General features: G+C 39.4%; 17 protein-coding genes. 6 read left to right on the top strand and 11 right to left on the bottom strand.

The genetic code is table 11. The features are described from left to right. Positions 1 to 114: 114 nt before the first annotated feature. Positions 115 to 657, top strand: coding sequence for a peroxiredoxin (locus H6F92_RS20735; RefSeq protein WP_190359314.1), 543 nt, complete (start codon positions 115 to 117; stop codon positions 655 to 657). Between the two features lie 169 nt (positions 658 to 826). Beyond that, positions 827 to 1,639, top strand: coding sequence for a hypothetical protein (locus H6F92_RS20730; protein ID WP_190359313.1), 813 nt, complete (start codon positions 827 to 829; stop codon positions 1,637 to 1,639). Between the two features lie 160 nt (positions 1,640 to 1,799). Here H6F92_RS20730 and H6F92_RS20725 read toward each other — a convergent pair whose 3' ends face one another. Next, a complete protein-coding gene (locus H6F92_RS20725) occupies positions 1,800 to 1,964 on the bottom strand; it encodes a hypothetical protein (RefSeq protein ID WP_002766271.1) in 165 nt (54 codons plus the stop codon). Between the two features lie 144 nt (positions 1,965 to 2,108). Between H6F92_RS20725 and H6F92_RS20720 the strand changes: the two genes are divergently transcribed. Beyond that, positions 2,109 to 3,449, top strand: coding sequence for an AAA-like domain-containing protein (locus H6F92_RS20720; RefSeq protein ID WP_190359312.1), 1,341 nt, complete (start codon positions 2,109 to 2,111; stop codon positions 3,447 to 3,449). A gap of 45 nt (positions 3,450 to 3,494) precedes the next feature. Here the strand turns inward: H6F92_RS20720 and H6F92_RS20715 are convergent, their stop codons facing one another. Beyond that, positions 3,495 to 4,433 carry a WD40 repeat domain-containing protein gene (locus tag H6F92_RS20715; RefSeq protein ID WP_190359311.1) on the bottom strand — a complete coding sequence of 313 codons (939 nt, stop codon included), beginning with the start codon at positions 4,431 to 4,433 and terminating at the stop codon, positions 3,495 to 3,497. 421 nt (positions 4,434 to 4,854) lie between these two features. Between H6F92_RS20715 and H6F92_RS20710 the strand changes: the two genes are divergently transcribed. Continuing rightward, the gene (locus tag H6F92_RS20710) at positions 4,855 to 5,985 is read left to right on the top strand and encodes a glycosyltransferase family 4 protein (RefSeq protein WP_190359310.1); all 1,131 of its coding nucleotides are present in this window, start codon (positions 4,855 to 4,857) and stop codon (positions 5,983 to 5,985) included. Positions 5,986 to 6,143: 158 nt separating this feature from the next. Beyond that, a complete protein-coding gene (locus H6F92_RS20705; protein ID WP_190359309.1) occupies positions 6,144 to 7,214 on the top strand; it encodes a glycosyltransferase family 4 protein in 1,071 nt (356 codons plus the stop codon). 173 nt (positions 7,215 to 7,387) lie between these two features. Here H6F92_RS20705 and H6F92_RS20700 read toward each other — a convergent pair whose 3' ends face one another. Together H6F92_RS20700 and H6F92_RS20695 are read right to left on the bottom strand one after the other, a co-directional pair. Further along, positions 7,388 to 8,341: a DNA-methyltransferase gene (locus H6F92_RS20700; protein ID WP_190359308.1), complete on the bottom strand. Its 954-nt coding sequence runs from the start codon at positions 8,339 to 8,341 to the stop codon at positions 7,388 to 7,390. Positions 8,342 to 8,578: 237 nt separating this feature from the next. Continuing rightward, positions 8,579 to 9,361 carry an MBL fold metallo-hydrolase gene (locus tag H6F92_RS20695; RefSeq protein ID WP_045361798.1) on the bottom strand — a complete coding sequence of 261 codons (783 nt, stop codon included), beginning with the start codon at positions 9,359 to 9,361 and terminating at the stop codon, positions 8,579 to 8,581. A gap of 402 nt (positions 9,362 to 9,763) precedes the next feature. On the opposite strand from H6F92_RS20695, the gene gnd reads away from it, so the two are divergent. Further along, positions 9,764 to 11,191: a decarboxylating NADP(+)-dependent phosphogluconate dehydrogenase gene (gnd, locus tag H6F92_RS20690; protein WP_190359307.1), complete on the top strand. Its 1,428-nt coding sequence runs from the start codon at positions 9,764 to 9,766 to the stop codon at positions 11,189 to 11,191. A 136-nt stretch (positions 11,192 to 11,327) separates the two neighbouring features. On the opposite strand, the gene H6F92_RS20685 is transcribed toward gnd, so the two are convergent. The 7 genes from H6F92_RS20685 to H6F92_RS20655 form a co-directional block, all read right to left on the bottom strand. Further along, positions 11,328 to 12,989: a GUN4 domain-containing protein gene (locus tag H6F92_RS20685; protein WP_190359306.1), complete on the bottom strand. Its 1,662-nt coding sequence runs from the start codon at positions 12,987 to 12,989 to the stop codon at positions 11,328 to 11,330. A gap of 111 nt (positions 12,990 to 13,100) precedes the next feature. Then, on the bottom strand, positions 13,101 to 13,529 hold the full coding sequence (locus tag H6F92_RS20680) for a hypothetical protein (protein WP_190359305.1): 429 nt from the start codon (positions 13,527 to 13,529) through the stop codon (positions 13,101 to 13,103). 51 nt (positions 13,530 to 13,580) lie between these two features. After that, the gene (locus H6F92_RS20675) at positions 13,581 to 15,602 is read right to left on the bottom strand and encodes a phospholipase effector Tle1 domain-containing protein (protein ID WP_190359304.1); all 2,022 of its coding nucleotides are present in this window, start codon (positions 15,600 to 15,602) and stop codon (positions 13,581 to 13,583) included. 325 nt (positions 15,603 to 15,927) lie between these two features. Next, positions 15,928 to 17,940: an ABC transporter ATP-binding protein/permease gene (locus H6F92_RS20670; RefSeq protein ID WP_190359303.1), complete on the bottom strand. Its 2,013-nt coding sequence runs from the start codon at positions 17,938 to 17,940 to the stop codon at positions 15,928 to 15,930. Between the two features lie 62 nt (positions 17,941 to 18,002). Further along, a complete protein-coding gene (locus H6F92_RS20665; protein ID WP_242030214.1) occupies positions 18,003 to 19,199 on the bottom strand; it encodes an SDR family oxidoreductase in 1,197 nt (398 codons plus the stop codon). Between the two features lie 17 nt (positions 19,200 to 19,216). Beyond that, a complete protein-coding gene (locus H6F92_RS20660) occupies positions 19,217 to 20,254 on the bottom strand; it encodes a methyltransferase (protein ID WP_190359302.1) in 1,038 nt (345 codons plus the stop codon). 73 nt (positions 20,255 to 20,327) lie between these two features. Beyond that, entirely contained in the window at positions 20,328 to 21,428 is a 1,101-nt protein-coding gene (locus tag H6F92_RS20655; protein ID WP_002783467.1) for an acyl-CoA dehydrogenase family protein, read from the bottom strand. Positions 21,429 to 21,430: the final 2 nt, after the last annotated feature.

Raw genomic sequence — 21,430 nt, 5'->3', positions numbered from 1 at the left:
TAACTGATAACTGATAACTGATAACTGATAACTGATAACTGATAACTGATAACTGATAACTGATAACTGATAACTGATAACTGATAACTGATAACTGATAACTGATAACTGATTATGTCTCGTCGTCAACTGTTGAGTTTTTTAATTGCAGTAATTCTGGCATTTTTTGCCTTGATTCCCGATGCTAACGCTTTAGGTGGCCCCCAACCCCCTTTAAATCAACCGGCACCCGATTTTAGCCTACCGACTAACACGGGAGAAGGGAATATTTCCCTATCGGACTATCGGGGTAAATGGGTAGTTTTGTATTTTTATCCCAAGGATTTTACCCCCGGCTGTACCCTAGAAGCGCGGCGTTTTCAGCAGGATTTGCCGAAATATATGGCTAAAAATACGCAAATTTTAGGGGTAAGTGCCGATGATGTCGATTCTCATGCGGAATTTTGTGACTCGGAGGGTTTAAAATTTCCCTTACTGGCAGATACTACCGGAGATGTTAGTAAAGCCTATGGTTCTTGGATGGGTTATGTTTCCCTGCGTCATACCTATCTTATCGATCCGCAAGGGATTTTAAAAGAGATTTATTTGGGGGTAAATCCTGCCATTCACAGTGGCGAGGTTTTAGCACGTTTAGAGGAATTACAGGCGAGTTCTTGAGATAATTGGTCTTGAATCTAGAAATTATTCTGATTGGTTAGTTACGATGATAAGCTAACTGCGGTTTGCATTATCTAGAGTCGCTCAATCAATCCTCATTTTCTAGATAATGGCAGCACACTCTGAACAAATGGTTCAATAATTACACAATAAATACAGACAATAGCTTATGAATGGATCACGAACAAGTTTTCAAGCTGGTTGGTTAAATATAGAGCAGGAATTAGTTTTACTTTTAACAGCAACAATTAATATTAAGGATATGCCGAAAGCCTATCCAACTGTTCCTGAGCAAAGACAGGAAGATTACTATAATTCCCTGAAGTATTATATTAATTTTCATCCTCGTATCAAAAAAATACTATTTGTGGAAAATTCTGGTTGGCCTCTTGATCGATTGCAGGAAACGACTCAAGAAAATCCCCATAACAAACAAATTGAGTTTATTTCACTAGATGCCAATGATTTTCCTCGTAATTTTGGCAAAGGTTACGGCGAAACCCTATTAATAGAGCAGGGAATTTTAAAATCAGCACTGGTCAAAGAATCTACTTATGTTGCCAAGATAACTGGTAGAATTTATCTTCTCAATATGACCGATATTTTAGAGAGGGTTAAAAGTCCCTTTGAGTGTTTATGTGATTTTAAATGGCCGATTTGGCAACAATTACAGAACAAACAAAATAATCCTTCCTATGCAGATACTCGTTTTCTCGTCTTTAGCAAATGCTTCTATGAAAGATACCTGCAGCCGATGCACAAAAATCATCAGCAGGGTTGTTTTTATAGTGAACATCAATATCATCAAGCTATTAATTTAGCATCCCAATCGGCTAATGTTTGTAAAAGGTTTCCCGTTGAACCGAAATTTTCTGGTATTGCGGGACATTTTGGGGGAAAAGACTATAATAGTCGTTCCGAACAGTTGAAATACGCAATTCGTGTCTTGACTCGTCAAACTATGCCTTGGCTATATCTGTAAGCAACTCTTACCGTCTATGGTATCGACGACAAATAACAATTCCATAGAGCAGAAAAAAGTCGGGATTTTAAAACCAAAATTTTCGATAAAAAAAATCCCGACCACGATTTTTTCATCGGTGGGGGATACACAGTAACAACCTTAACCGAGATAATCAGGACTAATTGCAATTATCGTCCTTATCACCCTTACAGTCACGGTTTTGTAAAATTAGCGGCGAAGAGGAACGGTCAAAATGGTTATCTTGACTATTAACCGCTAAAGTGTGAGGAATTGAACCTAACAGCAAGGAGGCCACAACAAACAAGGTTAACGAGATTTTCATGGTTTTACTCCCTTAGACACTATCAGGTAATTGACCTACTTTTACCATAGGGCCTTCCCTCTCGGATGTCAGTCCCATTGCCAAGAGGGAAAAAGGGGTTAACATGGAAAAAAAGGGAATATAAGTAGAATAAAGTAGAACGGGATGAAACCACAGGGATGGGACGAGTTTCTCAAACATATAGCTAGAGAATACGGTGTTCAAGGCAAATTAAAGGAAATTTTTTGGGTTCGTTTTGCCTACGAAAATTGGCGCAAACCAGATGAGGAAATTTGGGAAATGGCCGAGGCTGCCAGCCATGAAACCTATAAAAAACAGATGACTAAAATCTATAGCTATTTCTCGGCAGATAAAGATAATGGCTGTCCCGAACTCGAATTAGGTAGTAAAGGGCCAGGTAAGTTCCAAATCCTCCGAGAATGGTTCAAAGATCTCAAATATCCTGAATGGAAAAATCACCCCACCCCGATACTAGCAGAAAAATCAGTTATAGATACTTATATTAGCCGCCCTCCCGTCGAAAGCGACTGTTATCAAGAAATTAATCGTCCGGGGTCACTCATTCGCATTAAATCCCCTGAAAAGACTGGTAAAACTTCTCTCCTTAAACATCTGCTCGCTCAGGCAGATAGTTGGGGACATAGCACAGTTTATATTAATTGTCAAGTGGCAGAAAAGGCGATGTTTGCCAGTTTAGACCGATTTTGTCGCTGGTTTTCGGCAAATGTCAGCCGAGAATTGGGTTTAAAGCCGCAATTAGATGAATATTGGGATGAGGAACTATTTGGCAGTTTAATCAGTTGTCAAACCTATTTTCAGTCCTATCTTTTGGAACAGATTAACGGCCCTGTTTTTTTGGCCCTAGATAATTTAGACAGAATTTTCGAGTATCCCGACATCGCTAGGGATTTTTTGCCGCTTTTGCGCTGTTGGCACGAAGAAGCTAATAATTTAGAAATCTGGCAGAATTTGCGGTTAGCGATTGCTAATTCCACGGAAATCTATATTCAATTGGACGCTAATCAATCTCCCTTTAATGTCGGCCGCGGGATTAAATTACCCGGTTTTAGCCTCGAACAACTGGAAAACTTGGCTAATAGCTATGGATTGCCTAAAAATGACGATAATCAGCGTTTTATCCTGGATTTAATTGCCCTAGTTGCTGGTCATCCCTATCTTAGCCGTTTGGCCCTGGAAGCGCAGGTGCGCGGGGAGAAAAATATTCTCCCTAATGCTGCTACCCAAGGGGGAATTTATGCGGCACACCTGCGTCATCACTGGGATAATCTGCAAAAACAGCCGGAATTATTGACAGCGATGGGGGAAGTGGTTAATTCTTCCGATAAGGGAGTGCGATTAGAACCGATTACTGCCTATAAACTGGAAAGTATGGGTTTAATTCAGTTAAAAGGCGACCTAGCCCAGCCTAGCTGTCAATTATATCAGCTTTACTTCCGAGAGGAACAGACCGGCAGCGATCTCTAGTGGATAATTAGACACCGATAAGCATCCGGTGCGCTCAAAGATTGCTCAACTTGCCAAAGATTGTAGTTCGGAAGTGCCATAAACTCTAACGATTTTATCTTGGCAGGCCGTGGCGATATAATGACCATCGGGACTAAAACAAACGGAATAGATTTTCTGGGGATGGGGAATAGAAATAATGGCTTTTCCTGCTTTTAAATCCCATAATTTTAATCTTTTATCATCACTACCACTGGCTAATAGTTGATTATTAGGACTAACACTAACTGAATTGATATGATCACTATGTTCGCTGAGAGTTTTTACCTCTGTACCTCTTTTAATATCCCAGATTTTAATGGTTTTGTCTTTGCTGCCACTGGCTAAAAATTTGTTATTACTGCCGAAATCTACCGATAAAACACCTCCAAACCAATCGGAATGACCTTTTAAGGTAATACTGCTTTTTTCTCCCAGATTCCAAATAATTACCGTTTTGTCATTTTCGCCGCCACCACTGGCTAAAAGCTGCCCATTTTGACTAAATTTAACTGTTAGAACTTTATCGCTATGACCTTGTAAAGTGGCTAGAATTTCTCCAGTTTTTACTGACCATATTTTCACCGTTTTATCTTCACTACCACTAGCAATAATTTCCCCATCGGGATGAACAGCTACTGCTGTAACTTTGTCTTGGTGTCCTGTTAAGGTAGAGATTAATTTTTTAGTTTCCAGTGACCAAATTCTTAGGGTTTGATCATCTCCTCCACTGACCAAAAATCCTTGACAGGGACTAAAAGCAACAGAGTTAACTCCCTTATCCCACCAACCGGCTTTTTCATGTCCTTGTAAAATAAATTTTTGATTTTTTTGCCAATCCCAAACAATAACAGTTAACTCGTTATCTCCACTAGCCAAAAGTTTACCATCTTGGGAAAAAGTTAGACATTTAACCTCACCTTCATGGCCTTCTAGGGATTTAAAAGATACTAAGGGATTAAACATAGTAAAAACATTAGTTAATCAAGATTTTTCGGCATTACCAGATATTAGTTTTTCTCTGGGGGACTACTTCATCCCTGAGATAACTTTTGAGAAATCTCCGATCACCACAAGTACGGGGAAGTCATTCTTTCGTAATTATAACTAATTACAGTGTTTCTCGTCAAGGAGATTCATAGTTTATAAGTACCCGTTGACAATCCTAGTCGTAGGGTGGGACAATAATCGCAAAAAAATTGCCCGATAAATTAAGTATTGACCGTAACCTAGCCCAAAAAGGCTGCTATTTAGGAACGTTATAGGGTAAGATTAACTATTAGGGTGGAGTTTATTGCCGATTTTAATCTTGTCCTAACCGAGCAAAATTGACAATTGAATCTGTAATTTTAAAAATATCTATCCCGTCAATCTTATCTAACCGCAAATGCTTAAAATTTTAGTTGATGGTACACCGATAAGACAAAATCCTAGTGGAATTGGATTATATGCTTATCACCTGATTGCCGAATTAGCTAAATTACAAAACCAAGAAAACTTTTCCCTGTCCCTCTGTTTTCAACCATCGGTAAAAAACTGGCTGCGGGGTAATCTTTCTATCCCCGAAAAACTGCAATCCTATCCAGAGGTTAAATGTTTACCAATTCCCGTCAGTCTTAGCAATATCTTAACCCGATTTCCTAATCCTCTAATTCCCTATCTAGAAAACTTTCTTGATTCTCCCGATATTCTCCACGGATTGGATCATGTGGTGTATCCTTGTCGTCAGAGTCGCAAAGTTATGACTATTCATGATGTTACTTTTATTAAATATCCTGAGTTTGTCACGGGGATTGTCAAAACCTACACCCAACGCATTAAACAATCTCTACAATGGACAGATTTAGTTATTGCTAACTCCGCAAGTACCAAACGAGATATTATCGAATATTTAGATGTAACCCCAGAGAAAATTTTTATTACTCCCCTCGCAAGTCGTTATTCTTCCCTCCCCAATCCTCCCTCATCTCTAACCATCACTAAACCCTATTTACTCTTTGTTAGTACCCTAGAACCACGAAAAAATATTATTAATCTTATCACCGCTTTTAACTATCTCAAGGACAGGTATAAATTAGACCATAATCTGATTATGATTGGCAAAAAAGGATGGAAGTATCAACCAATTTTCGATAAAATATCTCAGTCTCCCTTTCGAGATAGTATCCAACATCTTGATTATCTTGCTGATGACTTAGTTGCGGATTATTATCAAAAAGCCGATGTTTTTGTCTATCCTTCTTTTTATGAAGGTTTTGGATTACCAGTTTTAGAAGCGATGACTTTAGGTTGTCCTGTGGTAACTGCTAATACTGCATCCTTACCCGAAGTCACCGGAGACTCGGCAATATTAATTAATCCCGATAATCCCCTAGAAATTGCTGCGGCAATCTATCAGGTGATTAGTGATACCTCTCTCCGTCAAGACTTAATCACTAAAGGAAAAAAACAAGCGGCAAAATTCTCTTGGCAAAAAACAGCACAAGCTACTATAAAAGCTTATCGTTCTCTTTTATAATAAGTAAGTAGTTATAATTAAATTGAAGATAGATTTTGCCTCTGATCCCCCCTTAATCCCCCCTTGATAAGGGTGGTGCTGATCCCCCCTTAATCCCCCCTTGATAAGGGTGGTGTCTGACAACTTTTAACACCTACCTACTTAACTAGCTAATATCTATGAATAGAAATCATCAATTATTAATCAATCTCGCTTTTCTCGGTACTAAATATACTGGGTTGACTACCTATACTAAAAATCTCATTCCTCAATTAGCTAACTTAAATCCTACCCTAATCACTTCTAATACTTACCCAGATTTTAACACCTATCCTGTGTCGGGAAACCTCACCCAAGAACAGGGAACTAAAGGCAATATTAGGCGCTTAATTTGGACAGAAACCCAACTCTATCAAACCTATCAACAATTAAAGTCTTCCCTGCTATTTACTCCCATTCCCGAAGCACCTATTTATCGAAATTGCCGCTATATTGTCACAGTCCATGATTTAATTCCCCTGCGATTTCCGAAATTTTCTCCCCTAACTTTTTATACTAAATACTATTTACCCCAAGTCCTGAAAAAAGCCGCACATATTATCGCTGTTTCCCAAGCAACTGCCTCCGATATTAATAAGTTTTTTAACATACCTCTTGACAAAATAACCGTGATTTTTTCTGGATATGATTCTGATAATTTTCGTCCGCTAAATCTGGCGACTCGTCCCTATTTTATCTATCTTGGTCGTTATGATCCTCATAAAAATCTCGCTCGTTTAATTACTGCTTTTTCCCAAATCGATCCCGAATATCAATTATTAATTGTCGGTCAATTTGACCCCCGTTTTACCCCGGCTCTACAGCAACAGGTAGAAGCATTATCAATCTCTCAAAGAGTGCAATTTTTAAACTATGTTTCCTATGAAGAATTGCCGCAACTTTTAAACCAAGCAACTGCTTTAGTTTATCCCTCCCTTTGGGAAGGTTTCGGATTACCTGTACTAGAAGCGATCGCCTGTGGAACTCCTGTAATTACTTCTAATCTTTCCTCTCTCCCGGAAGTCACAGGAGATGCGGCAATTTTAATTAATCCCTATAGCATTGATGAGATGAGGGAGGCAATGCAGCAAATCGCCACTAATGAACAATTACGCCTAAAATTAAAATCCTTGAGTCGCCAACGCGCCGAGCTTTTTAGTTGGGAAAAAACTGGACAAGAAACCGCCACAATTCTGCAAAGTTTTCTCTAAAAATGGTGACAAAAAACTGATCAATTATTGTCAGATGAGTTATACTAAATCCGTTGAGTAACGCACAGAAAACGGGTTTCTCGGAGAAACCCGTTTTCTACAGATTTAGCATCAACTCATAGTAGATGGATTCATGAATCCATCTACCTGGGGGGGAGATTCAGTGTTACTTCCTATATATTATTGTGCCATTCTTCGGGAATTTGAGCAACTTTTTCCTTACCATTAGGCTGATGAATAGGTTTTCCTAAAGGACGAATTTTGAGATTTCCTTGCAAATAAGCGGCGATTCTTTCCCTAGCAATTTTCACATATTCTGCTTCTTTTTCACTCCCCATCACTCGACGATTGTGCATAATACTAGCAATCAGAGAAGTTCCGACTCCAGCAAAGGGATCAAAAACCCAATCCCCCTCATTTGTCAAGGCTAAAACACATCTTTCTACTAATTCGATCGGATATTGACAAGGATGGATAGTTTTCTCTGGATGATTAGATTTAACGTTAGGAATATCCCACAGTAACTCATCCCATTCTTGTGCTAAAAACTCCCAAACATCGCTGGGATTTTTTCCTAAAGGATTACCAGAGGGTTTACCGATATTTTTACCTTTAAAATGACGCTTACCGGGGTATTTAGCGGGGATTCTCACCAGATCAAGATTAAAGATATATTTATCGGTTTTTGTCAACCACAAAATAGTTTCATACCTGCCAGAAAATCTTTTAGAGGTATGTAATCCATGGCCAAAATGCCAGACAATTCTATTTCTTAAAAAGAAACCCATTTGTTTAAATAGCTGATAATAAAAAATATCTAAAGGATAAACTTCTCCCTCTTGAACGAAATTTCCCACCTGCCAGCAAATACTGCCATTATCTTGCAAGATTCTAGGGAATTCTCGCATAATTTTGGTTTGGGTTTCCAGATAAGTATCCAAAGAGATTTTTTTTTCGTAGTCTTTTCCTAAATTGTAGGGAGGAGAAGTAATAATCAAGCTCACAGAATTATCTGGTATAGTCTTGATAAAATTATTGGTATCTCCTTGATAAAGAATTATTTCGGCATCAGGTTGATAAAAGTCTCGCACTGATTTTGATTGAGAAAATAAGGGCAACTGATTCATAGAAAATTTAGCAGAGAAGAGCCACTTTAAATTAGGGTTTGCGGCAAAAAGTTTTTCCTGGTGGCAGGGTGTGGGGTGTGGGGTTTTACCCATTTTACATCCAATATTCAAGAGAGCCAGTTTTTTCAAACAACTAATGTCATCTGTAGCCAGCAAATATATCACAAAAATTCTACTTTTTTAGATAAAAATCGGGAAGAAAGTTTTAACTTTTTTCTATTCTTCCCTTAACTCAGATTAGCTCAAACCAGGGACGCATTCGCCTAATTCCACTGTAAAAGGTTGCCAAGGACGAGGATCAATTACTTTTGTCGGCAAGGCATGGGATGTTAATAATTCTTGAAAAGATTCGGGACTACCCCCAGCACTTAACACCGCCATCAATAATCCTTTAAACTCGATATCACCACCGGCAGCCGTAGAAATAATATATTCGGGCTGCAAGCGTTGACAGACTGCTAAGGCGCTTTCTTGTCCTTTGATTACCGGTCCGAGGAAAGGTATTTTTAAGTCAATCAAAGGGGTGATAATCACGGAGATTTTCCCGAGAGAATCGAGGCTAGGAGAATGATAACCGTGGGGTTCGTAGTAGATACTCTGATTTGTCGCTAATTCCTTGATAACATAACCATTTTCCACCAGAGTCGGCCCGACTGGAGAACCGGGGACAGCAGTAATTTCGATCGCATTGTCAAAGATATAACTAGCACCGTGGGTTAAAGGGATGCGATGGGTATAATTGAGCGCTCGAACGACTTTTTCGGCATTAGGAGAAGCTACCACGGGAATTTGGCGATCGAGTACCTGTAAAGTAGGAGGATGGGCGTGATCTTCTAAACCTTGGGAGAGAAGAATCAGATCGATATGTTCGGGAATGGCATGATTAGCGGTTTTTTTGCCCTCAAATAGCCAAGTTAAATTACCAAAAGTCAGGGAACCTACCAACCAAGGATCGAGAAGCAGGCGTTTTCCCCCGATTTCGATTAACCAAGAATTACTATCAAGCCAAGTTAACTGCATATAACAAGAATGAGGATTTTCTTAATTTAATTTAACATTAGCATTAACTTTTCTGCGCTTGGGGGTTTTTCAGTCATCAGTGAAAACACAGCACTGTTAATGCCATTTATAGCAGTTATCTTAATGGTGAGGCAGGAAGTCTCTGGTTTTAGGGAACGGGCAACAGTAGCCAGTCGTCAGGGGGTGATACCAAATTAGGTTACACTTCATCTTGAGGAGAAACGCTGTCACACTCCTCACTCAATGCCGGTCACTGAAAACCCAAATCTGATCACTGATTACTGATTACTGATCACTGATCACTGATTAGTCAAGGCTTAAGAAATAGGGAAAGTTTAGCTATCTTAGGGAAAGTAGGCGCTAAAAGGGGAGGAAGAACGCATCAGCCGAGACTGAATTTCTATGACTAAACGTACCTTCGGTGTTATCGGACTAGCTGTCATGGGAGAAAATCTCGCTCTCAATGTGGAGAGTCGGGGTTTTCCTATAGCTGTTTACAATCGCACCGCCAGCAAAACTAAAGAATTTATGGAAACTCGCGCCGTCGGCAAAGATGTCAAGGCGGCCTATAGTTTAGAAGAATTCGTCCAAATTTTAGAGCGTCCCCGCAAAATTCTGGTCATGGTAAAAGCTGGCCCGCCGGTGGATGCCGTGATTGAACAATTAAAACCCCTTCTCGAAGAAGGAGATATGATTATCGATGGCGGTAACTCCCTCTACGAGGACACGGAAAGACGCACCCGCGACCTAGAATCGACCACTAAACTGGGTTTTGTCGGCATGGGAGTCAGTGGTGGCGAAGAAGGCGCTCTGCACGGTCCTTCCCTGATGCCGGGGGGTACAGAGTTCGCCTATCGGGAATTAGAGCCGATTTTAACCAAAATTGCCGCCCAAGTCGATGATGGTCCCTGTGTCACCTACGTGGGACCCGGGGGTGCGGGCCATTATGTGAAAATGGTTCACAATGGCATCGAGTACGGCGATATGCAGTTAATTGCGGAAGCCTACGATGTGCTGAAAAATGGTCTAGGACTAAGCAATCAGCAGTTACAGGAAACTTTCACCGAGTGGAATCGCACCGATGAGCTTAATTCTTATTTAATTGAAATTACCGCCGATATCTTTAAGTATGTTGACCCGGAAACCGGTCATCATCTGGTAGATTTAATCTTGGATTCGGCGGGACAAAAGGGAACCGGACGCTGGACCGTGTTAAGTTCCTTGGAGTTGGGGGTGTCAATTCCGACTATTTATGCTGCGGTTAATGCTCGCGTGATGTCCGCTTATAAGGATGAACGGGTGGCAGCCGCCAAAGAGTTACCCGGACCTGGGGAAACCTATCCGGGGGATGCGGCACTATTTGTGAATAAGGTGGGTGATGCCCTTTACTGCTCGAAAATGTGTTCCTATGCCCAGGGTATGGCCTTAATCGCTAAAGCTTCTCAGGAGTTTAACTATAATATCAGTCTGCCGGAATCGGCCCGGATCTGGAAGGGCGGCTGTATTATTCGGGCCGGTTTCTTGGATAAAATTCGCAAAGCTTTTGCGGAAAATCCGGGGCTGCCGAATTTGTTGTTAGCGCCGGAATTTAAGCAAAGTATCCTCGATCGCCAAGAAGCTTGGCGTGAGGTGTTAGTCTTGGCTAATAAGTTGGGAATTCCTGTCCCGGCTTTTAGTTCTTCTTTGGACTATTTTGATAGTTATCGTCGGGCCAATTTACCGCAAAATCTCACCCAAGCACAACGGGATTATTTTGGCGCTCATACCTACGAACGTACCGATAAACCCAGAGGTGAGTTTTTCCATACGGAATGGATGACTGAATTGTAAAGCTATCTGATATTTTCTCCCCTTTTTATTTCCGTTAAAAAGGGGAATTTTTGGGCGAGGTTTTTCTGATTAAGAGTTAACTATCGGTCAAGAAATTGGTAGGGATACCAAATCAGTTTTTAATGGGATAATGGCTTTAAAAGTCAGACAGAGGAATAATTCCACAGGCTTGAATTTTGCTGAAAACGAGGTGAAGTTGCCACAATAACCAATTGCCAACTCTCCAGAAAGCCACGGAGTTTTGATTGTCAGCAACCTCGGCAGATGAATAACAAAGATTTTCCTCAAAAATCAACCAATGAACCGGTAAATGACCGAGGGGAGAATTCAGCTCTAATTGAAAGTTTAGTTGCTCATAATTGAGCCATTGACCTTCCTTCCGCCAACCTAAGCGATCGCCAAGTTTCTTTTGGGTTTCATAATCCACTAAACCACCGAGACTAGAGAAAATGGCCTGCTGAATACTAAACCCGAAATGACCATTACTATAATGCAGCCAAAGTTGATCAATTTTTTTCAGTTCTGAACAAGGTAATTGAGCAATATCTTGAGGATAAACCTCATTCCAGTAGGTTCTACCCAAAATTTTTAATAGTAGTTTGGTCGTTTGGCGATCAGCCGCTTGCCACTGTTGCTTTCTTAGCAAATCTTGTAATTGATTATAATCAAGATCAGCCGATTCTTGAGTTAAGATATTTGGGGAAGTTGGGGGATTTTTAGAACTAGAAGATTTGTCAAGATTGTTTTGAGTGAATTGAGAGACAACTATTGCCAAGGGAGTTTTGGGGATAGCATCTTTTTGACAAGCCTCTTGTTCTGCTAAATGATCAGATAATTTATTGATGGTTTTTTCCAGGGAAATAAATTGTGCTGACCATTCACTTTCATTGAATAGGTAATCATTAAATTGATCAGAGGAAAAAGCCTCTTTTAACCTTGCTTCTTTCTCGTAACCAGTCGCTAGAAAATTTAACAAAAACTCAGAACTTGTTGCTGAATCTGACGTTTCTAAGAGATCAGGCTGAGGTTGAAAAATATTATCTACTAAATACTTAATTTCTCCAACTGTTGCATAAAATTCTTCATCCACCTTAATGACTTCTTCTATTAATAATTGAAAAGGAGCAAAATAGTCCTGTAGGTAGTTTTCAAAATTAATCGCATTTTGGGCAAGATCAGCAATTTCTTGGCGAACTCGTTGAGATTTGAGTTGGTAATGATTTAATTCCTCATAAATTTTGAGTTCTTGAATAATTGCTTGCACAATTTTTTTCTGCTTTTGAGTATCCTCGGCTAATTTATGAACTCCTTCCCCTAGTAATTTAGTTTTTCTCAACATCAAAAAAGATGTTTTTCCCAGTAGCAAAATTGCCCGAAAATTTTCCTGTTTTTCTAGCTTGAGTTGATTGAGAATATTTTGATTATTATTATTTTTAATCTCTAACTTTATTCTCTCGTAGTCTAAGATTTTTAATTCTTGATATTTTTGGGAAAATAAAATTTTGAGATTGTCACTGAGTTGGAGTAAAAAACGATAATATCCATCTTGATAGATTTCTAGTCCATTAATTAATAAATTATAGTCTTTAATTAATAACTGAGTCTCAATCAAGATTTCTTGTTGAGTAATTTTTTCTTTTCGTTTAATAATCTTACCAAAATAGTAATGGTAGCGAACTCCTTCTTGAATTAATTTCCGACGTTGATTGATGATTTTCTGAAAATTTTTTAAGTATCTATTTTTAAAAACAGGAAGTTGATAGCTTTGCTCATAAATGGCAATTTTTTTATAGGTCATCAGATGTGGAGAGTTCCTATTTAGCATAGCTATCTTAGACCAAAAAATTCCTCAGTACTTAGCAATAATCATCCGCTGCTCCCAGCTATTACAAGAGGGAGCAATACCTAATTAAACATTTTCAAATTCAACAACTGGTTCCTTTTCAATGATTGGTTCCTTTTCAATAACAACTGTTTGAGGACTTTCAGGAGTTGGCTCAGTTACCGTTTCTGGCTGCTTTACTGTCTGTTCTTGATGCTCGGTTAAGTGTTTTTTAGTTTTTAATTTCAGGTCATCAGTCAGAGGTAAACTATCAATTTCAGTCAAAAGTGTTTCCAGAGATTCTTTTTTACTTCGCTCGGTGTAAAAAGCATTCAGAACCGCTTCAATTCCGTACTCAGCGATCGCATCTCCTAAGACAGTAACCAACCCCATCGCTCCGATACCCAGAAAAACGACAAAGGGTTGTCCGAGGGTAACAATTAGCACGATGACAGCAATGATAGCGGAGGCTAAATAAGCACCTGCCACTTTTTTAATAATGTTATCGAGTTCCATAAAAATCACCTCAAATTTTTAGCGAAGGATTAATTTAATTTTAAAGCCAGGTTAATCTGTCTGTTGATCGCTGTTAAGTAGAGCTTGAAGAAAAGGTTCAAGACTTTTGGGACGATAATCGGGAAAAGCCTTTAATCGTTTTACCACACTGTGATGAACGGTGACAACTTTGGCGTTGAAAGTTCGCCATTCTTCCCCTCCCAATGCCGCCAATCCCTTAACCGTATTATCAAACTTGATGGTGGGATCTAGTTTAATTGGGAATTCATCAGATTCAGGGGGGAGTGAGTTAATCTCTAATCCCAATTGTTTGGCTTGATTCATCATCCATTGTAAGGGGTAGTCGGAAAGTCCTTGATATTCTTTTTTGCCACCACCTAGACAGCTATGTTCACCGACAAATAAAACTTCTTTGACAACTTGTTCAGGATTTTCGGTGTTGGCTTTTATCGGAGTCGAAGGGAAGTTTTTACGTTTTTCATCAATGGCAACAGCCTGAAAAGCATTCTGGATAATCGGACTTAATTTTGTGTTACTAAATTCATATTTTTTATGATAGAACTTAGCCAGGGGAAACCAAGGAGTTAAATCGGGAATACCAAAATTACCAACTGTATCCCAACAACCTAACATCTTAACTGGAATACGCTCTTGAAAATCTTCCTTTTCTGTCTCAATTTTTTTAGCATTAGCGGCACGGAATTGTCGAGCTTTAGCACTATCAGAACTAACGGTGTGGTCTCGATAGAGTTGATAAGCTTGGGGAATCTCTTCAATCTTAGAGCGTTTTAGGATTCCACATTTATCGATAAAACTAGCCAAACAACGAACGATATATGCTCCTCGACTAAAACCTAACAAATAAATTTCATCCTCGCTTGTGGGATTATAGTTAAGGACAAGAAAACGGTAGGCATCTTGAATCATTCGATCGAGGCCCCAGCCAAAAGTTTCATTCCCTAAATTTTTAATAAATTCGTTGTCTTCGGGGCTGCCATAACCTGACAAAAAGATGATTTGGGGGGTTTGATCTTCGGCAATATGCTTAATAGATGCGGCGAATTTAACCACATTGGTGGGAGCAGCACTGACCGAGTCTTCCCAAGAACCATCACAACAAATAATTAACCGTTTTTTCTGGCTTGAATAAGTGAGGATAGCGGGTGCAGAAATTGCCGTTTCAGTAATCTCCTCAATTTCATTGCTCTCATGGTTGGGAAGATCAGCTTCTTCGGTGATTATAGTTGATTCTGGATTCTCTTTCGGGGAGGGTTCTTGATGTTCGGCTGGAGCATCCTGTTCAATCACTTCTTCTTCTTCAAGGGAGTTAAATATTTCGTTGACCATTGTTATCCTTTTTGCATTCCTTCTAGCTTTACTGCTAGTCTGAGTTTTTGATTTAGGGATCGAGGTTGGTTTAGAGGGAAGACTATCTAGTTGCCAGGTTGTCCCATAAAGAACACCATGATTACCATAACTTGTTTGATCCTCTGCACTGCCATTAAGTGATAAATAAGTGACTAAGCCAAGGTCATCAAATCCGGGAGATTGATACATCGTTTTTTGGATTTCTTCTTGGCTAAGTGCTTGATTCCAAAGAGAAAATTCAGCGAGACAACCTTGCCAATAATGAGCGGGATTAATAGAGGCTCCCAAGATAATTTTTTCAATCCCGGTTAAGGCCCGGTTATGACCGTTGCCACGATGCCAAACGATACCATTGCGATAGATCAACATTCGGCCTGTGGTGGCATTTTTGACAAAGGCCCAGTGAGTCCAATCACTATAATCCTTAAGCTTGACTTTTTTTTCAATTCGATCGAAACCTTCTTCATTTCCCGCATCCCAAAAAATTGCAGGTTTCACAGGATCGCCCCAAGGCAAGGTAATATGTAGGACTCGGTTATTGTCCCGATTAACAGCTTCTAAAAGAGTGGTTTCTGTAGCTAAATTATTTTCTCCTTTTGCCCAAAATGTAATGGTAATACTCTGATCGATATCGAGAAATCCCCCGGATAGCTCCATGTAATCATCAATGCCATTAAATTTTAGTACAGAGCGTTGTTCAGCCATTGGTTTTGTAATCACCTAGGGGAGAAAGAGGTAATCAGGGGTTCAGAGACTCTGACTAATAAGAGATTTATCTATCTGTCGCGGTCTTTGTGAACGTCACCGCCTAGTTTACCACATTTTAGTTATCTAGCGATATAAGTGAGAAGTTTTCACAAAATTTAGCTCCAATAGCCTCTCATCCCATATTCTCGGTCAATTGTTGTTGGTAGAAACTGGCAGTTAAATTGCTGGCATGGTTAGACAGCCGACGGGTTTGTCCAGGTTCTGGGGTCGATTCGAGGTCTGGCTATTGGCCTGATTATATCAATTTTTCCAGCCAGAGAGATCAAGGTGAGATTTTAAGCCACTTTAAGATTTGAGGATTTTTGTCATAACGATAGGTAAAACCATCGTTGGCTAAGATCAAATTTCCGCGACTAGCTTTACTACGAACACTAGAGATCGATAAGTCGGTTAATAGTTTCATCTCTTGATGAGAAAGTCCCTCAAGAGACTGATGTGTTTCTGGGGATTCTGACCCATGATTAATGGTAATATCGGGTTTTAGAGAATTGCCATTAGGGGTATTAGTAAACATTTCTTGCGCTTTCTTAAGGCGATAATTTTCAACAGTCAAGAGTTCCCAACTAGAGTTAGCCGAGAGTTCTAGAACCCATTGATGGTAATTAAAGAGACTTTCTCGATGACCGACACTAATAAAAGTTGTCTTACGAGCTTTTAATTGCTCATATAGAATCCTTTCGTTGACTAAATCTAGGGCGCTGGTTGCTTCATCTAAAATGATAAAACTGGGGGGATTAACTAAGAGCCGAGCAAAGGCTAGACGTTGTTGTTCTCCCAGGGAGAGAATGTTTTCCCAGGGTTTTTCAGAGTCAAATTCATCCACCCGACTTAGGGCGTTTTGTAAATTGACTTGTTGTAATACTGCTTGAATTTCGGTATTAGTTATCTGACGATCGGTCTGAGGATAGAGCAATTGTTCCCGTAAGGTTCCTAAGATAATGTAGGGACGTTGGGGTAAAAAGAGAATTTCTTCAAGGGGAGGCCGCATTAAACTTCCCGTACCAGAATTCCATAAACCCGCGATTGCTCGTAGGAGGGAACTTTTGCCGCGGCCACTAGGGCCAACAATTAGTAATCCTTCACCGGGTTGAACAGAAAGAGATAGATCTTCGACAATTACCTGCTCATAGTCGGGAGTTTGTAAAGTGACTTTCTCAAAGGCAAAATGATTTTCTTCGATAGTTTTGATCGTGCTGACATTCTCTGGTTGTTGAGTAACAGTTTCTAGGGCAGTCGAAAACTCATTTAAACGTTCAACATAACTAGAAAATCGTCCCGAAATGCCAAATTCAGTGATCAGGTCTCCCAAAGAAGTAGCGAATATATAACAGGCTGTGGAAGCTTGTTCCACCTGTCCATAATCGATCTCACCTCTAATATACAAAGGTCCCAGAATTAAGAAGGGAAATACTTGAATAGCGGCCTGATAGCCCCTAGCAAACAGTTCGTTCCCTCTTTCCCAATCAATTTTATTTCGAGTATCATCTAATACCTTTTTAAATCTTCGCTGAATGATATTTGATTCTTCTTTCTCCCCCCGAAAAAAGGCGATGGATTCAGCATGATTGCGAACGTGAGTTAACGCATAATTATAATCAGCTTTTGAAGCTAATTGCTTTTCATTGATCTTGATTAATTCTTGGTTTAAATAAAGGGCGATAAAATTACCGATGACTGTATAAATAAGTAGCGGAATAGCGATCCGCTGAGAAATCGTCCAGATCACTACTAAAAAGACAAGCATCTTCAGGCTTTTTTCTAGAAAAGATGAGAAAAAGCTAAGAGCATTACTGGTGATCGGTTCAATTTCTTGAGCAATGCGTTGATCGGGATTATCAATATCAGATTTGAAATTAATTTTATAATAGGCACGTTTATGGAAGTATTTAGTTAAAACCTGACCATTTAGCCATTCATACCAATGCAAAGCAATTTTTTTGGAAATATTTTTACTGTAACCGACTAGCAGTGTCACCAAGATCAGCCCAATCACATAGGCGATCAATTCCCGATTAAATTTGGCATAGTCTCCCTGTTGTACAATTGCGTCAATCAAGCGACGAATAGCAAAACTATTAAAAAGCGTTACGACTACTAGCCCGAGGATTAGAAAAAGTAGTAAAAATAGCATTCCCCAGGCACGAATTACCTCGGGAAAGCTTCTTGTGCCTGGTTCGGTCGGATACCAGTAAGGTTGAGTGATCGCCTTGACATCTTCCAAAAATTGGTTAAAAGAAGCAAGTACATTTTTATTTTCAGCAACTTGGGTTGACATATTTCCAAAAAAAAGGAGGTTGACGCTATTGGTAGTCGGGCAGCAGTTGAGCCTCTGCTAGTTTAACATTTTTGTCTCATATTTTTCCAAGCAAGTAAATAAGTAGAGATCAGGGATAAATCGAGAGGATGACAAACGATTGAGCTATGGGCTAATCCCTCGATAGTTTGACAAGCATCGAAGCGAGGCTTTGTCTGACCAATCATTTTAGCTGATTTTAAAATAATTGGGAACCAAGAACTAACGGCTTTTTCTCCTCCCTGCTCAAAAAGGTAATTTTCAACCATCACTAACCAATTTTTATCGGATACCGCTTCAGTGGCATAACCACAGGCATTAATTAGTTCAAAAAGTCTCTGCCATGAAATTGATTCAGGATTAACTAAATGAAAGGTTTTTCCTAAAAGTTGCTTTTGCCTTGAGAGATAAACAATAGCTTGACTGGCATAGTCAATGGGAATAATATTGATATCCACATCAAAAGTCGGAAATTTTTCTAATTTAATACATATTTGAATAAACTGAAAAAAGAAATTATTCGATTTTCTATAAATTCCAGTTTTGCTGTCACCCATAATTCTTGTAGGTCGATAAATAGAGACAGGCAAACCTCTTTTTTGAGCTAGGTGTATTAATTCTTCAGCCACCCATTTGCTTTGTTTATAGCCCGTATTTAAACTGGGAGAAAATAGAGGAAAGTCCGTCTCTCTAATGGGGGTATCTTGTCTTTGAGCCTGACTAAAAAAAAAGGCGACTGTCGAGATAAAATGAACAGGTTTAGTTTTTCTTAGTCCGGCTAACTTAAGAATTTCTTGAGTTCCCAAAACATTAACCGCTTTCATTTGGGAGTAAGGGGTGATCGGGTCGTTTTGTGATCCGTTATGATAAATAACATCAATCTCGGTGGCTAATTGACAAAACTCTTTCTCAGAAAAACCTAACAATGGTTGAGCCAAATCGCCAAGCATTGGGATAATACGAGCATCAAAATGTTGCTGCCAAAGTTGGTAAGATTGTAGGTTTTCTTTTAGTCGCTGTTTACCAGTTTCTAAAGTATGACAACGAATTAAACAATAGATATTAGCGGTGGTTTTATCGATCAGTTCCCTGAGCAAATAAGCCCCTAAAAATCCAGTAGCACCGGTTAAAAAAATTGATTTTGGCTCGTCAATATCCTCCTTCAGAGGACTGTCAAAACTAATATCAGGATTGAGAATAGCTTCTGTTTTAAAATCTGGAATACATTCTTGATTGCTCATGCTTTGCTAGGACATATCTAATTTAATTTAGGGAGTGGACTTGCTTCAATCAAACTCTGCACAGGCATAGTGTCAATAATTTTATCTATTTGAAATCCAGCGCTTGTTAATAGGACTTTTAATTCATTTTCTGAGCGAATTTTTCCTGAATGAAGCATCCATAACTGTAGATCAGCTAAATTGTCTCTCCAATAAATTTTGCGGATAATTCTTTCTGCAATTAATAATCGAGATGTGGAAGGCATATACTGGCGACAGTTTTTGAGAATATTAACCACTTGTTGATCATTCCAACTGAGCAAAACTTGCTTGAGTAAATAAACATCCGCTACGACGGGAACCGATTCAAAAAAATCTCCACTTATCAACTCACAGCGTTCGCTTACCCCTTCCTGTTTCAATAAATTTTTGGCTTTTTCAAGGGAGTATGGCTGTTCAAAAAGTATCCCTTTTATTTGAGGGTAACGTTTTAAGATAGCAGCAATCAGTTTTCCCTGACCGCCACCAATATCTGCCAATACTTCTACGGAAGAAAAATCATAAGCTTCTAATATTTTGGCTATTTGGAATGTGGTTATATCATTCATTGATTGATCATAAACTTTATTGAGGCTAGGATTCTCTCGATGGTACTCCTCAATATCAACGCCATACATGAATTTAAAAGCTCCTTCACCGGTGGTTAAACTTTGAACAAAATCCTTCCAACATTCATAACTTTCTTCTATCTCGGTAATTAGCCAGTTGCGTAAAGTTCCCACTTGATCATCCCTTAGATAAGCCGCTAAGGGAGTATTTTGAAAATAATCTGGTTGATTTTCTTGCAAAACTCCTAAACTGACCAAAGTTCGTAAAAGACGATAGAGAGAATCAGCATGAGTGTTAGTTTCCGTCGCTAATTCTTGATAGTGTTTTGAGCCATCTCCTAACAGATCAAGAATTCCTAATTTTACAGCAGCATAAATACATTGACTGATCTGAAACCCCCTAATCATCAGTAAAACGGTGTCTCTAGGAGATATTTGATTTGGGTTTTCCCCAGGAAGATTAAACATAATTTAATGACCTTTTTGATTGAGCTTACGGATTCCCTAAAAAGGGTATTTTTTGCTAAGAATAGATCCTTGGCTAAATTATTAACGATTTTACCTTACTTGTCAACAATTCTAGGCTTGACTGTATTATTCCCTCAGTTTGACCAGAAACAGCAAAAACTAGAGCCTCTCGATAAATTCTTTGAGCGGGGTGGCTGACTAAATTAGCTGCGCCTTTAGAAATAGTAACCGCCGCCAGAGTACAACGCCATGCCAAGTCAATAGTCCAAGCTCGCAATTTGTGTTTTTCTGCCAAATCTAAAGCTGGATTGTTATTAGCTTTCTTGAGAGAATTTTTACAGCTATCTAATTCTGAAGACAAGGCTTCAAAAGCATCCTTAATAAAAGGCTGAGAATTTTTTTGCACAGTATTTTGTAGGATATCTAAGGCTGCATAAGCACATCCGATAGTTGCAAAAGTAAATCGAGTCAAGATTCTATTTTTATCATTTTCCGCCATCCAACTTGCTGATTTAATATCAACCACAAGCTCTTCAGACAAAAACCATTCGTTTAGGATAACACTCACCGTGTTAGTGGATGTCATCGCCCCTAGTTGCGCTGGTTCAGTAAAGCTAATTACACCCCCTTGCTCCTGAACCATTTCTTGAAAAGGAACTATCCCAAAAAGAGAGTCACCACTAGGTAAAGCAGCCACGACAATAAGTTCCTCCAATATGTCCCAACCGCTCGCCCAAGGTACTTTTCCTTCTAACTGATAGCCCCCAGGCACGGGGAAGGTTTTTAAGGGCTGTTCGTTAGTCCTTCGCCAATGAGAATTACTGGCGCCTAACAAAAGTTTGCCTTGGCTCATTAAAGGCAAATATTTTTGTTTTAACGTCAAGTTTTCGCTGCGCGACAGCATGACTCCCGCCCCCTGGTGTTGAGTTTGCAAAAATGCCAAAGCACCAGAATATCTGGCTACTAACGCTTGAAAATCATCAAAAGTTTCTTGACTCACTTGAGTCCCCCCCCATTGAGGGGGAATTCTTAATCCCAATAAACCTAATTCTGCCAGACCATGAAGTGCTTGTCGCAAAGCATTGGTGTCCCGATCAATTTCTGTTGCATTAGGGGCAACGGATGATATTAAATAGGATTTAGCTGTTTGTAGCAGACTGTTTTGAGCGATCATCT

Source organism: Microcystis wesenbergii FACHB-1317 (assembly GCF_014696875.1).
GTDB lineage: Bacteria > Cyanobacteriota > Cyanobacteriia > Cyanobacteriales > Microcystaceae > Microcystis > Microcystis wesenbergii_A.
The sequence above is the reverse complement of the archived record's forward strand: the minus strand, read 5'-3'. Positions and strand labels throughout refer to the sequence as shown.

Coding starts and splice junctions, on each gene's coding strand:
- H6F92_RS20705 (WP_190359309.1), top strand. CDS start 6,144: ATGAATAGAAATCATCAATTATTAATCAATCTCGCTTTTCTCGGTACT.
- H6F92_RS20660 (WP_190359302.1), bottom strand. CDS start 20,254: ATGTTTAATCTTCCTGGGGAAAACCCAAATCAAATATCTCCTAGAGAC.
- H6F92_RS20710 (WP_190359310.1), top strand. CDS start 4,855: ATGCTTAAAATTTTAGTTGATGGTACACCGATAAGACAAAATCCTAGT.
- H6F92_RS20685 (WP_190359306.1), bottom strand. CDS start 12,989: ATGACCTATAAAAAAATTGCCATTTATGAGCAAAGCTATCAACTTCCT.
- H6F92_RS20730 (WP_190359313.1), top strand. CDS start 827: ATGAATGGATCACGAACAAGTTTTCAAGCTGGTTGGTTAAATATAGAG.
- H6F92_RS20735 (WP_190359314.1), top strand. CDS start 115: ATGTCTCGTCGTCAACTGTTGAGTTTTTTAATTGCAGTAATTCTGGCA.
- H6F92_RS20665 (WP_242030214.1), bottom strand. CDS start 19,199: ATGAGCAATCAAGAATGTATTCCAGATTTTAAAACAGAAGCTATTCTC.
- H6F92_RS20670 (WP_190359303.1), bottom strand. CDS start 17,940: ATGTCAACCCAAGTTGCTGAAAATAAAAATGTACTTGCTTCTTTTAAC.
- H6F92_RS20700 (WP_190359308.1), bottom strand. CDS start 8,341: ATGAATCAGTTGCCCTTATTTTCTCAATCAAAATCAGTGCGAGACTTT.
- H6F92_RS20715 (WP_190359311.1), bottom strand. CDS start 4,433: ATGTTTAATCCCTTAGTATCTTTTAAATCCCTAGAAGGCCATGAAGGT.
- H6F92_RS20725 (WP_002766271.1), bottom strand. CDS start 1,964: ATGAAAATCTCGTTAACCTTGTTTGTTGTGGCCTCCTTGCTGTTAGGT.
- H6F92_RS20655 (WP_002783467.1), bottom strand. CDS start 21,428: ATGATCGCTCAAAACAGTCTGCTACAAACAGCTAAATCCTATTTAATA.
- H6F92_RS20695 (WP_045361798.1), bottom strand. CDS start 9,361: ATGCAGTTAACTTGGCTTGATAGTAATTCTTGGTTAATCGAAATCGGG.
- gnd (WP_190359307.1), top strand. CDS start 9,764: ATGACTAAACGTACCTTCGGTGTTATCGGACTAGCTGTCATGGGAGAA.
- H6F92_RS20680 (WP_190359305.1), bottom strand. CDS start 13,529: ATGGAACTCGATAACATTATTAAAAAAGTGGCAGGTGCTTATTTAGCC.
- H6F92_RS20675 (WP_190359304.1), bottom strand. CDS start 15,602: ATGGCTGAACAACGCTCTGTACTAAAATTTAATGGCATTGATGATTAC.
- H6F92_RS20720 (WP_190359312.1), top strand. CDS start 2,109: ATGAAACCACAGGGATGGGACGAGTTTCTCAAACATATAGCTAGAGAA.